Consider the following 15075-nt stretch of genomic DNA (forward strand, 5'->3'; position numbering starts at 1 on the left):
CTCGCGGCTCGGGCCGCTCCGCCTTGCCGCCACGCGCGGGCGTGTCGGGAGCAACGGAGGTCCGCGGAGGCGCGGCGCGGGACGCGGAGACCCCCGGGCGCTTCGCCTCGGCGGTGGGCGCCGCGCGTCGGACGCGGGAGGGCTTGGGCGAGGCGGCGCCTCGTCGGGAAGAGGCCTTGCTGGGAGGACGGGGGGACCGGGACACGGCACGCCTCAGCGAATCGCGGCGCCTCCGCGCCGGGCGAGGATGGTCCGCACCTCCGCCACGAGCTCGTCGGGCAGGCACGGCTTGGTGACGAAGGAGTCGCACCCCGCGCCCTTCGCTTCATCGGACTGGCCCGTCATCGCATGCCCCGTGAGCGCGACCACGGGGATGGTGCGCGTGCGCGCGTCGTTCTTCAGCCGCCGCGTCGCCTCCCACCCATCGATGATGGGCAACGACAAATCCATCAGGATGATGTCCGGCGTGAGCGCGAAGGCCTGGTCCAGCGCCTCCTGCCCGTTCCTCGCCTGCGCCACGCGGAACCCGGAGAACTCCAGGTACTCCGCGTACATCTCACGCGCGTCATCGTAGTCGTCCACGACGAGCACGAGCGGCTTGAGATTCGGGGAGGGATTCGTCATGTCCGCCTCGGGCGTCGTGGGAAGTGCAGCGTGAAGGCCGACCCCTGCCCCTGGGTGCTCTGGAGGGTGACGCGCCCCCCCAGCATGTCGGCCAGACGTCTGCAGATGGACAACCCCAGGCCCGTGCCTCCATAGGCGCGGGTGGGCGAGCTGTCCACCTGTTGGAAGTCCTCGAAGATCTTCTCCTGGTCCGCCGGGGCGATGCCAATCCCCGTGTCCTCCACGCAGATGGTGAGCATGGAAGATGACGGCTGGTACTCCGCCACCACCTTCACCGTGCCCTCGTGCGTGAACTTCAGGGCATTGGACAGCAGGTTGAGCACCACCTGCTTCACCTTCTGACGGTCGCTGTGCACCGGCGGCAGCCGCGCGCCCAGGTGCGTCGTCACCGTCAGCTTGCTGCGCGCGATGATGGGGTCCATCTCCGCCATCACCTCCTGGAGCAGCTCCGGGATGACGAAGTCCGACAGGTGCAGCGGCATCCGCCCCGCCTCGATGCGGGTGATGTCCAGGATTTCGTTGATGACCTCCAGCAGGTGCCGGCCATTGGAGTCGATGCGCGTGAGGTTGCGCTTCTGCGGCGCGGTCAGCTCCCCGGACACGCCCTGCAGCAGCATGTTCGTGTAGCCGAGGATGGCGTTGAGCGGCGTCCTGAACTCGTGGGACATGTTGGCCAGGAACTGGGACTTGGCCGCGCTGGCCTGCTCCAACTGGATGGCCTGACGGCGCAGCTTCTCGTTCTGCTCCGCCAGCTCCGCGGTGGCCACCTGCACGCGCGCCTCCAGCAGCGTGGAGACCTCCTTGAGCCGCTCGAGCAGCCGCGCCTTCTCCAGCGCCTCGCCCCGGTCCTGGAAGAGCGTGACGATGCCCGTCAGCTCCCCGCCTTCGCCCAGCACCTTGCTCGCCACCGCCTCCACCGGCAGGGTGGCGCCGCTCGTCGGGTCCACCAGGCTCAGGTGCCCGCGCCAGCGGGGACTGCCGCCCGTGTCCAGCACGTTGGCGAGGAACGACACGAACGTCGCGTGGTTGGAGCGCACGCGGCGCTGCGCTGCGCGGCCTCCCTCGGGCGGCAGCGAGAAGAGCCGCTCGGCCGGCTCGTTCATCATCACCGTGACGCCGGACGGGTCCGACAGGATGATGGGGTCCGCCACGGAGTCCAGCACCCGGTCCAGCCGGTGGCGCTCGCTGCGCGCCTCGCGCTCGGTGGCGCGAAGGCGCCGGTAGCTCTCACCCAACGCCTGCGTCGCGCGGCCCAGGTCCGTCACGTTGCGCAGCACGCTGACCATGGCCTCGCGGCCGTCCGGCTCGTACACCCGCGTGCTGACCATCTCGAAGAGCAGGTCCAACCCCTCCACGGGGTCCACCAGCGGCACCTCGCGCCAGCTCACCCCGGGCTGGCCGCCGCTGGCGCTGCTCGCCACCGCGGCGGAGAACACGCGCTGGTTGAGGTGCACGGCGCGGCGGCGGCCGTGGCTCGCGTCGGGGCCCGCCATCAGCAGCGCCTCCGCGCGCGCGTTGGCCAGGCGCGCGCGTCCCTCCAGGTCCGTCAGCAGCACCGGGTCCGTCACCGCGTCGATGATGCGGCGGAACAGCTCCGAGCCCCCCGCGGCGAGCGGACCGGACGTGGCCTGGCGCGCGAGGAAGGGCCCCGCGTGCCCGGCGACCCAGGCGACCTCGGCGGGCAGCTCGGGGGTGCTCGCCCAGACCAGCAGCAGGCCCACGGGGGATGCGCCCGCGCGTCCCAGCGGCACGGCGAACAGGCCCTGCGCGCCAGGGGAGGGCAGGGGCGCGCGCTCCTTCGGGAAGAAGCGCGGCACGGCCTGGGTGAGCACGTCCGCCAGCGGGTGCGTGGAGTCGGCGTCGGACCACGCGGCGAGCGCCGCCTGCTGGGCCTCGCAGAGCCCCTGCGCGGCCAGGCAGGTCATCCGGGCTCCGGGCTCCTCGCGGGCCACGCAGGCCGCGGCGAGCGCCTGGGCATGCGCGGGCAGCCACTCCACCACGGCCCGGGCACACCCTCTCGCGGACTCGCAGGCGAGCAGCTGCTCGGCCAGGGCGAGGCGCGCGTCGACGGAGGAGGCGGGGGCTGGGGCGAGCGGGGCGTACGAGACCAATGCGTCAGGCTCCAGGAGGAAGTCGAGGTGTGTCGTCAGCAGGAGGGGTGTCTTCGACGCGAAGCTCCAGGGAGGTCACCACGACGGGCGCGCAGGGCTCGGGGGCGTCCGGTGGGACGGTGCCGTCCCAGCGCAGGCCGCGGTCCAGGACCCGGTCCATCACATCGACGAGGCTGGTGCTCCCAGCCAATCTTTCCACCGGCATCCTTCGTGGCTCCCTGGGTACGAGGCAGGGGTCGGGGGGCCGTCCCTGCCCTCTATGTATCGCGGGCCGCTCCACCACCCCAGAACCGCTTGGAATCCCGCGTGACTTGCCAACACCCGGCGGCTTGCTCTGTTTGCCCGTTCACATCCCGGGTGGCCCCGACGCCGAGCAGGCGGCCAGGCATGGGCGCCGGCCGCGTCGGGTTATCGCACCTGAGGCGCATCCCTAGTCTTGGGACATGGATGAGACGCGGACGCATCGCTCGCTCTGGACGCTGACCACGCCCACGCGAGACTTCCCCACGCTGCCCGGGGACCTGACGGTGGACGTGGCCGTCATCGGCGGGGGGATGGCGGGCCTCACCACGGCGTGGCTGCTCAAGTGCGCCGGCAAGCGGGTGGCGGTGCTGGAGATGAACCGCATCCTGTCCGGGCAGACGGGGCAGACGACGGCGCACCTCACGGAGCTGCTCGACACGCCCTACGCCACGCTGCGCCGCGACTTCGGGGAGAAGGGCGCCCGGCTGGCGGCGTCCTCCAGCCGCGCCGCGATGGAGCAGATTGCGTCGCTGGTGGAGGAGCTGCGCCTGGACTGCGATTTCCAGCGCGTGCCCATGTTCCAGTACGCGGAGACGGCGCGCGAGCTGCAATCGCTGGAGGAAGAGGTGTCCGCCGCGCGCGACGCGGGGCTGCTCGCCACGCTCACGCAGCGCGTGCCGCTGCCCTTCGCGGTGAAGGGCGCGCTGCGCGTGGAGGACCAGGCCCTGTTCCATCCGCGCAAGTACCTGCTCGGGCTGGCGGACCGCATCCCCGGCGAGGGCTGTCACCTGTTCGAGAACACGCGGGTGCTGGAGGTGCGGGACGGCAAGCCCTGCCGCGTCGTCACGGACCGGGGCGTCGTCACGGCCACCGACGTGGTGGAGGCGACCACGACGCCGCTCAACCGCGTCTTCATGCACACCAAGCTCTTCCCGTACCGCACCTACGCGGTGGCCGGTCCGCTGGACGGAGCGTTGGAGCCCGCGCAGTACTACGACTGCAAGGAGCCCTATCACTACATCCGCACGCAGCCGGTGGACGGGCGCACCTACGTCATCGTCGGCGGCGAGGACCACAAGGTGGGCGCCGAGGAGGACACGGCGCGCTGCTACGCGGCGCTGGAGGACTTCGCGCGCGAGCGCTTCCCGGTGGAGTCCATCACCCACCGCTGGTCCGGTCAGGTCATCGAGCCGGCCGACGGGCTGGCCTACATCGGCCGCGACAGCGCCCGCAAGCACGTCTACGTGGCCACCGGCTTCTCCGGCACGGGGATGACGTTCGGCACGCTGGCGGGGATGCTCCTCACCGACCTCATCCTCGGGCGGGAGAACCCCTTCGCCGCGCTGTACGACGCCACGCGCGTCAAGCCCATGGCGGGCGTGAAGGACTTCATCCAGGAGAACGCGGAGGTGGCCTTCCGCTTCGTCGCGGACCGGCTGGCGAAGCCCGATGGCAAGCACCTGTCCGAGGTGGCTCCTGGTGAGGCCAAGGTCCTGGAGGTGGACGGGCAGAAGGTGGCCGTCTACCGCGAGGAGGACGGCACCTCGCACGCCGTCTCTCCGGTGTGCACGCACCTGGGCTGCCATGTGCATTGGAACGGCGCGGAGCGCTCGTGGGACTGCCCCTGTCACGGCGCGCGCTTCAGCCCCACGGGCAAGGTGCTCAACGGACCCGCGGTGAAGGACCTGCCCTCCCGCAAGCTGCCCACCTGACGCCCGCCACCCGCGCGTCTCCCGAAGTCAGACGAGCCTTGAACCCCGCCGACATGGAGACATGACATGAACGCGATTGAGTTGCTGAAGCAGCAGCATGACGAGGTGAAGAAGCTTTTTGCCCAGTACGGCAAGCTCCCGGACCACGCGGACGTGCGCAGGGGCGAGCTGTTCAAGATGATCGCCGACCGGCTCGCCGCGCACGCCACCATCGAGGAGCTGTACTTCTATCCGGCCACCAGGTCGGAGCGGACCGAGGACGAGCTGCGTGAGGCGGTGGAGGAGCACCTGTCCGCCAAGCGCATCATCGCGGACCTGCTGGAGATGTCTCCGGACGACGAGGAGTTCGACCCGAAGATGAAGGTGCTCCAGGAGCAGATCGAACACCACGTCGAGGAGGAGGAGGGCGAGCTCTTCAAGAAGGTCCGCAAGCTCTTGTCCAAGGAGCAGCTCGAGGACCTGGGCATCCTGATGGAGCAGCAGTTCGAGGAGTTGATGGAGGACGAGCCCCGCAACAACGTCCCCGCCGAGACGGACCACGCGGCGCCGCTGTAGGTCGCAAGATTCGGGTTGCGCGGAGCGGCCGGAGCGGCAGCATGGGGTTTGTCCATGCCCCGCCCCGCCTCCTCCGCTCCGCGCCTGCCCGAAGCCTTCACCCCGAGCGCCCGCCGTGCCCTCGCGCGCGCCGACCCGACGCTGGGCGCCCTGATGAAGCGCGTGGGCGCCTTCCGCATGGAGTTGAGCCCGCTGCACAGCCCGTTCGCGGCGCTGGCGCGCTCCATCGTCTTCCAACAGCTGCACGGCAAGGCCGCGGCGACCATCTTCGAGCGCGTCAGCGCTCAGGTGGGCACGGGCCGTGACTTCACTCCGGAGGCCCTGCTCGCGACGCCGGAGAAGGCGCTGCGCGAGGCGGGGCTGTCCGCCAACAAGATGGCCGCGCTCCAGGACCTGGCGCGCAAGACGCTGGATGGCACGGTGCCGCCGCTCGCGCGGGTGCGCCGGATGAGCGACGAGGCCCTCATCGAGCACTTCACCCAGGTGCGGGGCATCGGCCAGTGGACGGTGGAGATGCTGCTGATGTTCCGGCTCGGCCGCCCGGACGTGCTGCCGGTGGACGACTTCGGCGTGCGCAAGGGCTTCATGCTCGCGTACGGCCTGGAGGAGATGCCCAGGCCGAAGGCGCTCCTGGAATACGGCGAGCGCTGGCGGCCCTGGCGCTCGGTGGCGAGCTGGTACATGTGGCGCGCCACGGAGCTGAGCTGGGAGCCGTCCGAGGGCTGAGCGGCGCCCCTCGCGCTTCATGGCGAGTGAGCGAGCGGGGGGCTCGCTGATGACGCGCCTTGCCGCACGGCGCTGGCGTCCTCACCCGTAGATGAAACGGGAGAGACGCCCTCATGCGAGCATTGACCTACCAGGGACCCTTCAGGGTCCGAGTGGAGAACAAGCCGGACCCCCGGCTGGAGCACCCCCAAGACGTCATCCTGCGGGTGACCAAGAGCGCCATCTGTGGCTCGGACCTGCACCTGCTGCACGGGCTGGTCCCGGACACCCGGGTGGGCCACACCTTCGGGCACGAGTTCACCGGCGTGGTGGAGGAGACGGGCACGGAGGTCTCCCAGCTGCGCAAGGGCGACCGCGTGGTGGTGCCCTTCAACATCTCGTGCGGCGGCTGTTTCTATTGTGAGCGGGGGCTCACGGCGCTGTGTGAGAACAGCAACCCCTCCAGCGACGTGGCGTGCGGCGTGTATGGCTATTCGCACACGACGGGCGGCTACGACGGTGGCCAGGCCGAGTACGTGCGCGTGCCGTACGCGGACGTGGGGCCCCTGAAGATTCCGGACGACATGGAGGACGAGGAGGTGTTGTTCCTCGGTGACATCCTGCCGACGGGCTACATGGGCGCGGAGATGGGCGAAATCAAGGGCGGCGAGACGGTGGTCGTCTTCGGCGCGGGCCCGGTGGGGTTGTTCGCCATGCGCTCGGCGTGGCTGATGGGCGCGGGCCGCGTGGTGGCGGTGGACTGCGTGCAGTACCGGCTCGACTTCGCGGAGCGGTTCGCGAAGGTGGAGACGGTGAACTTCCAGGAGGTGGGGGACGTCGTCGCCTACCTCAAGGAGATGTTCGAGGGCCGGGGCCCGGACGTGTGCATCGACGCGGTGGGCATGGAGGCCGAGGGCTCCACGACGCACCGGGTGATGGGCCTGGGGATGAAGCTGGAGGCGGGTGCTCCCACGGTGCTCTCGTGGTGCATCGATGCCGTGCGCAAGGGCGGCAATGTCTCCATCGTCGGCGTGTATGGACCGCCGTGGAACGTGATGCCGATTGGCACCGCGATGAACAAGGGGCTCACGCTGCGGATGAACCAGTGCAACGTGCGCCGCTACATGCCGCACCTCCTGAAGCACATCCGGGAGGGGCGCATCGATGCGAAGGCCATCATCACCCACCGGTTCGGGTTGGAGGATGCGCCGGAGGCCTACCACCTGTTCGCCCAGAAGCGTGACGGCTGCGTCAAGTGCGTCCTCACGCCGGGCCATGCGTGACGAGAGGGAGTGAAGCCATGCCGGATAGACCTGTACCTGGCGCCGCCGCGGACCTGGATTTCTCCAGCCGCCCCGGCGTCCCGATGGAGACACTGCCGCATCCCTTGCCGGGGGCTCGGATGCCCATCCGGTTCCAGCACTCGCCGGTGCGAGTGTTCAAGCACCCGGGACGGGCGCAGCTGCCGCCGGTGTATGGAACGGCGCAGCCGCCGAAGGGGCTGAGTGGGGTGTTGCGCCGCGTGGCCTATGGGTTCCCGGACCACAAGGCCCGCCACTGGATGGTGTTGTTGCTGGCGGACCGGGTGGATGTCTGGGAGCACCGCCTGGCGAAGGTGCTGCCGTGGGCGCTGCCCACCGCGGGAGTGCTGGCGCTCACGAACACCGTGTGGCGCAAGTGGGCCCGCGCGTGAGGTGAGGTGGGGCCCGGTGTGGCGCCGGGGTGGGTGGGACCCGGCGCCCTGGGGAGGCGACATGCAGGCCTGTTCTCTGTGAGGATTCCCGGGAATGCCTCCCTCGAAGCCGCCACCTCGACGTCCCACCTCGAAACCCTCGGGGGCCAGGCCCCCTGCGGAGGCCGCGAAGAAGACGGCGCGGAAGCCCGAGCCGGGTGCGGCCGCGACGCCGGCCGTGACGCCTCAGCGAGGACAGGCGAAGCCCGTCGCGAAGACGGCGAAGGCCGCGAAGACGGCGCCGAGTGCTTCGGGGCAGAAGGCCGCCGCGAAGCCTGGGGCTCCTGCTTCCGAGGGAAAGGCGATCGCGAAGACGGCGGGCGCGAAGGCCGCCGTGACGCCCGCGGAAGGGAGGGGCGTCGCGAAGACAGCGATTGCTGGAGCGAAGGTCGCTGAGAGGCCCGTCGCGGTCCCTTTCCAAGGGAAGGCGGCCACGAAGACGGCGGAGTCCGGACGGAGGTCGGAGGACCCGGTCGTGAAGGGCGCACCTCGGCCCGTCGCGGCGCCTCCAGACGAGAACGTCACTGAGAAGACTGGGGCGACGGACGCTGCTGTGAAGGCTGCCCCGCGACTCGTCGTGGTGTCCGCGGAAGGGGACGTCGACGCGACGACGGCGGGCCCACGGCTCGCAGCGGAGTCTTCGGAAGAGAGCGGCGCAGTCACCGTGATGCCTGCCTCGGGCGAGAAGACAGAGGCCACGCATGACGTGCGTGAGCTGGCGAAGGCCCTCGAGGTCGACGCCACACGCGAGGAGGAGACCCCCTCGCCTCGCGTCTCCGCGCATCCGCATGAGCGGCCCCCGCTGCCTGTCGGAGCGTTCGATGCGAACGCGCTCCCCATCGCGGCGCTCGAACCACTCGAGGGAGCGTTCACGGGTGCGCCGCTGCTCATCCACGCGAGCCCCGAGACGATTCGGACCTCCGGAGTCCTCGGCACCACGATGGGGCGCATCGTGCCCGGCAAGAGCGAGGGCGGCTTCACATTCGCTGGTCAGGCCCGACTGTTCCTCCGCACCGTCAATCGCGTGGGCGAGACCTTCGCGCGAGATGACCAGGGACTGGTGACGCAGACCGCTCCCCCGACGGAGACGCAGCGCTGCTCCATCGTGCTGCGCAACACCTCGGGCCGTCCCATCCATCTTCGGCTCGCAGGCGTCGTCTTCTCCAAGTACCTCACGCCCCAGTTCCCCGCGAACGCACGCGGTGAGCCCTTCAACCCCGACGAACAGGACGCGCTCGCCGAGGACCTCACGGGACTCATCGAGTGGACGTCCGGAAAGGTCCCCGACCCGGAGGGGCTCTTCTTCCGAGGGCCTCACGCTGTAATCGCCGCCGGCTTCATCGATGCGCGCGTCGACCCGCGTCCCCAGGACGAGCGCGAAGCCGAGCCGCTCCTCCGTGAGGAGCTCGACCTGGCTCAGCTCGACGACGTGCGTCTGGGCACCCGCGGACGCATCGAGGCCACGCTCACCGTTCAGCCTGGTGACACCGTGGTCGTCCTCTCCGCGCGCCACGAGAAGGGAGGCACGCTCCATTCGCTCCTGGACTTCACGGCCGTGGACGCGAAGGGACAGCTCGACGTGGGCGCGAGGTTCCGCCTGGCCACCGTGTCCAGCCCGCTGCCGCTCACCTCGGAGGAGCTCACCGCCATCTCCCGTGGAGACCACCCCGTGGCCAGCGCGGGAGCGGACGTGCCCGAGACCGCCGCCCCAGCGTTTCCTCCCCAGCAGGGTGTTCTCGAGGCCGGCAGTGTCTTCGTGGGTGGCCGCACGGTGCGGCTGTCCGCGGGCAAGCGCGCGGGAGACCTCGTCATGTCGATGCCCGGCAGACACGGTGGTGTCTGGCCCGATGCCGCGCCCCTGACGCCGACCACGCGCGAGCCCGAGCCGAGAGCGCCCCGGACCCACGAGGGCGCCCGAGGTGTCTCGTACGTGCTGACGTACATCCTGGAGAACACCGACGCGGAGCCGCGCGAGGTGGAGCTGCTGCTCACCTCACCGCGTCGTCATCCCATGGAACACTTCTTCCCGCAGGCGGGTGTCCTCCAACTGGCGATGAAGGTCGACGGGGAGCGAGTGGACGTTCGCGTCAACCAGCGCGGTGACGGGCGGGTGCTCGCGTGCTTCGAGCTGCCGCCCGAGGGCCGGCGAGAAGTCCGACTCGAGTGGACCCACGCGGGAGGCACCTTCCCTCCCGCGGGCCTCGAGTGGCGCATGCGCGCCGGCTGAGGACTACTCGGACCAGGTCGTCACGCGCACCATGCGCACGAAGCGGCGGTCCGTGCTCACCGCGGCGATGTAGTAGCCCGCCGTGTCACCAGGGCCGCCACCGCCGCAGTACGTCCGGCAGTACCAGCTCGCGTAGTAGAGCCGGTTGCTGTTGCGGGAGATCTGCGTGATGAACGCCAGCGCGCCATCCACCTCGTCGGAGTTGGGCAGGCCGTTGTCCGTCTGAGACGTCAGCTCGGCGAGCAGCTCCTGGACGGTGATGGGTTGGAAGTTACGCGGATACCCATAGCGGAAGGCCGCGCCGGCCTTGTAGTTGAGCGTGGCCTGGTTGGCGACGCCCTGGCCACTGGGGATGTAGCCCTCCATGATCTCCGTGGAGACCGTCAGCGGACCGGTGGCGCCGAAGTAATCCGCCGGGGTCTGCGGGAGGACGTCGAGCCACAGCGGCGCATGTGTGGTCGCGCCGTCGTTCAGCTCGTGGACGTCGATGAGGTACTTCATCGCGGTGGCCGTCACGCCCACGTTGAAGGGCTGGTCGGCGATGCGGTCGGCCAGGTAGATGCGCTCGGCCGCGTCGACCTTGCTGTCATCCTGGAAGAACCGGCTGACGGCGCCGCGCATCTCCGTGCGGATGACGGTGGCACCTCCCGGGCTCGTGGCGAGGCGGGCGGCGGCGATGTCCGCCTCGAAGAGGGGAATCGTCGTGGTGCTGTCCGCGAATGCGGGAGCGGCTGCCAGCAGCGCGATACCACCCAGCAGCGACCTCAGTGACGAAGAGAACATGCGTTGCTCCTCTCGCGGACGCTTACGTCCACGATGCAAGGGGGGACAACGCGAGCGTATTTAGCATGCGCACTGAGAGTGTGACTTCGATGGGCCCACGCGGGAGGCGGCTTCCCTCCCGCGTGGCTCTCCGTGGCGCGGGCGCGCCGCTGGAGGACTAGTCGGACCAGGTCGTCACGCGCACCATGCGCACGAAGTTGCGCTCCGTGCTCACCGCCGCGATGAAGAAGCCGCCCGCGTCGCCGGGGCCGCCACCGCCGCAGTACGTCTGGCAGGACCAGCCCGTGGTGTAGAGCCGGTTGCTGTTGCGGGAGACCTGCGTGATGAACGCCAGCGCGCCGTCCACCTCATCGGAGTTGGGCGTGCCGTTGATGACGTGCGCCTTCAGCATCGCGAGCAGCTCCTGGACGGTGATGGGCTTGAAGTATGACACGCCCTGGAGCCCCCAGGCCGCGTTGGCCTTGTAGGTGAGCGTCCGCTGGTTGGCGACGCCCATCCCGGCGGGGATGTTGCCCTCCTTGATGTCCGTGGAGGTGGTGAGGGGCCCGGTGGCGCCGAAGTAGTCGGCCGGCGTCTGCGGGAGGACGTCGAGCCACAGCGGCGAGTACCAGGTCAGGCCGTCATTCAGCTCGTGGGTGTCGATGAGGTACTTCATCGCGGTGGCCGTCACGCCCTGCTTGAACGTCAGGTCGGCGATGCGGTCGGCCAGGTACGCACGCTCGACGGCGTCGACCTTGCTGTCGTCGTGGAGGAAACGGTCGACGGCACCGCGCATCTCGGAGCGGATGACGGTGGTGCCACCCGGGCTCGTGGCGAGGCGGGCGGCGGCGATGTCGGCCGCGAACGCGGGAATCGTCGTGGTGCTGTCAGCGAGGGCAGGGGTGGCGGCCAGGACGACACCACCCAACAGGGACTTCATCGAAGAAGAGAGCATACGTTGCACCTCTCGTGAGCGAGCGCGCCCACGATGAATGGGGGACAGCGCGTACGCACTTAGCACCCGCGACTGACACGTCTCGCGATGTGCTCAGCGTGTGCCTGTTTCCACGGGAGGGCTCTCGTCTCGAGGCTGTGGGGCGCTGTTTTCGTGTGACACATCCGTGACGAAACGCGCCTGGAGATGACGGATGGGAATCAGCAGCGCGAGGAACGCGACGGACAGTCCGGCGCCGAGCAGGAACACGGGGCCATAGCCCAACGCGAGCCCGTGCAGGGGGTCCGCCAACCAGCCCGCGAGAGGCGCGGCGGGGGCCTTGCCCCAGACCTCGATGCTGGCCATCAGCGTGTAGTGCGACGCGCCGATGCGCCGGTCCACGCGCGACATCATGAACGCGAACATCACGGTGGTGAGCGCGCCGCCGACGAGCTCCTCCGCGAGCGTCACGCCGATGACGCCCGCGTCGCTGACGCCGTGGGTGGCCAGCCACCAGCGCCCCATGAGCGGGAGCACGCGCAGCGACGCGGTGAGCGACAGGGCTCCGAGGATGGGCATGCGCGTGGCGAGCACGCCACCTGTCACGGAGCCGAGGATGGACGCGGCGTTGCCCCACGTCCCCACCCACTGGCCTATCTGCCAGGCGGGGATGCCCGCGTCGACGAGGAAGGGCTTGTAGAGCACGTCCGCCATCGTCTCGCCGAACTTGTACGTGCCGATGAAGAGCAGCACCCAGCCGATGCCCGGCTGACGCACCGTCGTGAGGAACACCGCGAACCACTGTCGCCAGCTCTCGGTCTTCGGCGCGGTGGGCTCGGCGTCGCGCTCACGCGGAGGCGCCTCGCGAGACAGGAGCGTCACCCCGAGCGCGATGGCGCACAGCAGGGCCATGCCGTGGAACAGGCCCGGCCAGCCCAGGCACTTGCTGGCCCAGACGAGCAGCCCGCCGCCGGTGAGCATCCCCAGCTTGTAGCCCACGACCTGTACGGTGTTGCCCAGGCCCAGCTCCTCGGGGCGCAGCAGGTCCACCGCGAGCCCGTCCACGGCGATGTCCTGGGTCGCGGCGAAGAGGTTCATCACCAGGATGAGCCCGAGCAGCACCTTCAGCGAGCCGCCTTCCGACACCAGCATCCCCGCCGCCACGCACGTGAGCGTCAGGCCCGCCTGCATGGGGAGGATCCACGACTTGCGTCGTCCGATGCGCGCCGAGGAGTAGCGGTCCACCAGCGGCGCCCAGAGCACCTTGAGTCCCCAGGGCAGCGCGAGCACCCCCGCGAAGCCCAGCGCGGTGAGCGACACCCCCTGCCCGCGCAGATAGACGGGCAGCGCGGTGGCCTGGAAGCCGAAGGGCAGTCCCTGCACGAAGTAGAGGACGCCGAGCAGTGCGAGCCGGGAGGCGGGGAGTCTCATGGACACCGCCGAGCATAGGGCCTCCTGAAACGCGCCGCGCGGGCTCGCTTGGGCGCCTGGCGTGCGCGCGGGGGCCCCGCCTCAATCGCTGGACGGTCTCCTGGAAACCCGGCACCCGCCCCGGCTCGCCGGGTCGTCCCGGAACCCGGCGCCGAGCCGCCCGCCTCGCGCTGAGTGCCAACAACCACGTGTCTCGTTTTCTCGGGACCCGGGGTGTTTGACAGGTTAGGGCCTCCATAGAATCGTGACGCGCCTCCCATCAGCACACTGGGATTCCACCTCAGAGGGGGCAGTCATGGGTTTGCCCGAGAGAAGAGCCATCGCGCAGTACAAGCAGAACGTCTTCCCGAAGTGGCAGCAGAAGCTCAACGAGCTCGTTGGCGCGCCCGTCGAAATCGAGGTCGAGTGGGACACGCTCGGCGCCGACGGCCTGGCGCACCTCTTCGAGCAGGGCATCGACGCCATCTACTTCGAGCCGCTGGTGCTGGCGCTCCAGGACATCGGCGTGGATGACTTCTCCAAGCAGGCCATCCGGGACGGCTTCAAGAAGTACTTCATCAGCGGCACCGAGCCGGAAGACCGCATCTTCTACCGCTTCGAGAACAAGACGCTGTCGTATCGGCACAACTTCAGCAACATCGAGAACTACACGAACGAGCGCCGTCAGCGCATCGTGAACCTGCTGGAGCAGGGCCTCTAGTCCGTCGTTGTCTGGGATTGCCTTCCGGAGTCGCCGCGGAAAGCGCGCTCCGGAAGGTGGCCGTCTGTCTTCAGCGGCTGTGCTTGAGCACCATCGCCTCCAGCCGCGTGAGGGCCTTCTCCAGGACCTCCATCGACGGGCCGAAGGACAGGCGCACGTAGCTGCGGAAGCGCGAGGGGCGCGCGCGGCGCTTGCCGGGGTTCACGTCGAAGAACTCACCGGGCACGGTGATGATCTTCTCCTCCAGCGCGGCACGGAAGAAGCCCATGCCGTCGTTGAGCGGCGCGGGCAGGCCGGACACGTTGCCCCAGACATAGAACGTCCCGTCCGGCGCGCGGTCCGTGCGGATGCCCAGCCGCTCCAGGCGCGAGTGGAACCTGTCTCGCTTCTCCCGGAACGTGTTGTGGATGGCCATCGTCTCCGCGACGACCGGCTCCTCCTGGAGGAGCGGAATCGCGGCGCGCTGCAGGGGCCGGCTGCCACCGCCGTCCAGGAAGCTGCCCGCGCTGGAGACGGCTTCAATCACCTGCTTGGGCCCCACCGTCCACGTCATGCGCCAGCCCGGGTAGCGCCAGTTCTTGGTGAAGCCGTCGAACAGGACGATGGGGTCCCGGTTCACGTCCTCCACGTAGCGCGCGGCGCTCTCCACCGGCAGGTGCCCGGGGCGGCCCGTCCAGACGTAGTGCGAGTAGAACTCGTCGATGAGCAGCGTGCACTCCAGCTCGCGCGCCACGCCCACCCACCGGGCCAGCTCGTCCCCCTGCACCAGCTTGCCGGTGGGGTTGCACGGGTTGGAGAAGAGCAGGGCGGACAGGCCGCGCCCCTGCACCTCGCGCCGCAGGTCCTCGTGCGTGAAGGCGTAGCCGCGCTCGCCCTCCAGCAGGATGGGGATGGCGGTGAAGGCCTTGAAGACGTCCAGCAGCTCTTCGTACGCCGTGTAGTCCGGCAGGAAGTGGCCCAGGTTGATGGAACCCAGGCTCGCCGCCGCCCGCGTCAGCGCCGCGCGCCCGCCGCCCGAAAGACAGACGTTCTCCGCGCTGTACTGGCCGGGCATGCCCTTGCGGTAGAGGCGGTTGTAGAGGCCGGCGATGGCCTCCCTCACGTCCCACAGCCCCGCGACGGGCGCGTACTCCATGTCCGCCACGTCGATGTTCACCGAGCCCAGCCGCGCGGGGGCCCCGGGCAAATCCCCCGTCTCCGGCTGCCCCTGGCCCAGGTTGCACCAGTCCGGGTCGCTGGAACGGTAGCCTCGGCGCGTGGCCTCGGCGGTGACGTAGATGACGCCCGTGCGCGGCACGGAGCGGAAGGCGGGAATCGTGACGTCGTCGCTCACGGCGCC

At 69.8% G+C, this 15075-nt stretch carries 13 protein-coding genes; 7 read left to right on the top strand and 6 right to left on the bottom strand.

Translation table 11 applies throughout. The annotated features are described in order from the left end of the window. Positions 1-213: 213 nt before the first annotated feature. Together AC6JA9_RS09280 and AC6JA9_RS09285 are read right to left on the bottom strand one after the other, a co-directional pair. On the bottom strand, positions 214-624 hold the full coding sequence (locus tag AC6JA9_RS09280; RefSeq protein ID WP_046711692.1) for a response regulator: 411 nt from the start codon (positions 622-624) through the stop codon (positions 214-216). Continuing rightward, complete coding sequence (locus tag AC6JA9_RS09285; protein ID WP_370640353.1) at positions 621-2735, bottom strand: PAS domain-containing sensor histidine kinase; 2115 nt, start codon at positions 2733-2735, stop codon at positions 621-623. The genes AC6JA9_RS09280 and AC6JA9_RS09285 overlap by 4 nt, the downstream gene beginning before the upstream one ends. A gap of 443 nt (positions 2736-3178) precedes the next feature. Between AC6JA9_RS09285 and AC6JA9_RS09290 the strand changes: the two genes are divergently transcribed. The 6 genes from AC6JA9_RS09290 (at position 3179) to AC6JA9_RS09315 (ending at position 9909) form a co-directional block, all read left to right on the top strand. After that, positions 3179-4690, top strand: a complete 1512-nt coding sequence (locus tag AC6JA9_RS09290) for an FAD-dependent oxidoreductase (protein ID WP_497959518.1) — start codon at positions 3179-3181, stop codon at positions 4688-4690. Positions 4691-4756: 66 nt separating this feature from the next. Then, complete coding sequence (locus AC6JA9_RS09295) at positions 4757-5245, top strand: hemerythrin domain-containing protein (protein ID WP_223747829.1); 489 nt, start codon at positions 4757-4759, stop codon at positions 5243-5245. Positions 5246-5299: 54 nt separating this feature from the next. Then, positions 5300-5971: a DNA-3-methyladenine glycosylase family protein gene (locus tag AC6JA9_RS09300; protein ID WP_223747830.1), complete on the top strand. Its 672-nt coding sequence runs from the start codon at positions 5300-5302 to the stop codon at positions 5969-5971. Between the two features lie 113 nt (positions 5972-6084). After that, positions 6085-7233, top strand: a complete 1149-nt coding sequence (locus tag AC6JA9_RS09305; RefSeq protein WP_046711697.1) for a zinc-dependent alcohol dehydrogenase — start codon at positions 6085-6087, stop codon at positions 7231-7233. Between the two features lie 17 nt (positions 7234-7250). Next, positions 7251-7643 (top strand): hypothetical protein, encoded by a 393-nt coding sequence (locus AC6JA9_RS09310; protein WP_473566533.1) that lies wholly within the window; start codon positions 7251-7253, stop codon positions 7641-7643. 514 nt (positions 7644-8157) lie between these two features. Further along, entirely contained in the window at positions 8158-9909 is a 1752-nt protein-coding gene (locus tag AC6JA9_RS09315; protein ID WP_497959519.1) for a hypothetical protein, read from the top strand. A gap of 3 nt (positions 9910-9912) precedes the next feature. Here AC6JA9_RS09315 and AC6JA9_RS09320 read toward each other — a convergent pair whose 3' ends face one another. The 3 genes from AC6JA9_RS09320 to AC6JA9_RS09330 form a co-directional block, all read right to left on the bottom strand. Next, positions 9913-10692, bottom strand: coding sequence for a hypothetical protein (locus AC6JA9_RS09320; protein ID WP_473566537.1), 780 nt, complete (start codon positions 10690-10692; stop codon positions 9913-9915). 157 nt (positions 10693-10849) lie between these two features. Beyond that, positions 10850-11626, bottom strand: a complete 777-nt coding sequence (locus AC6JA9_RS09325) for a hypothetical protein (protein ID WP_497959520.1) — start codon at positions 11624-11626, stop codon at positions 10850-10852. A 93-nt stretch (positions 11627-11719) separates the two neighbouring features. Beyond that, complete coding sequence (locus AC6JA9_RS09330; RefSeq protein ID WP_497959521.1) at positions 11720-13036, bottom strand: MFS transporter; 1317 nt, start codon at positions 13034-13036, stop codon at positions 11720-11722. Between the two features lie 295 nt (positions 13037-13331). On the opposite strand from AC6JA9_RS09330, the gene AC6JA9_RS09335 reads away from it, so the two are divergent. Beyond that, the gene (locus tag AC6JA9_RS09335) at positions 13332-13736 is read left to right on the top strand and encodes a hypothetical protein (protein ID WP_223747837.1); all 405 of its coding nucleotides are present in this window, start codon (positions 13332-13334) and stop codon (positions 13734-13736) included. 70 nt (positions 13737-13806) lie between these two features. On the opposite strand, the gene AC6JA9_RS09340 is transcribed toward AC6JA9_RS09335, so the two are convergent. Beyond that, complete coding sequence (locus tag AC6JA9_RS09340) at positions 13807-15069, bottom strand: pyridoxal phosphate-dependent aminotransferase (protein WP_223747838.1); 1263 nt, start codon at positions 15067-15069, stop codon at positions 13807-13809. Positions 15070-15075 lie beyond the last annotated feature (6 nt).

Source organism: Myxococcus sp. MH1 (assembly GCF_059738865.1).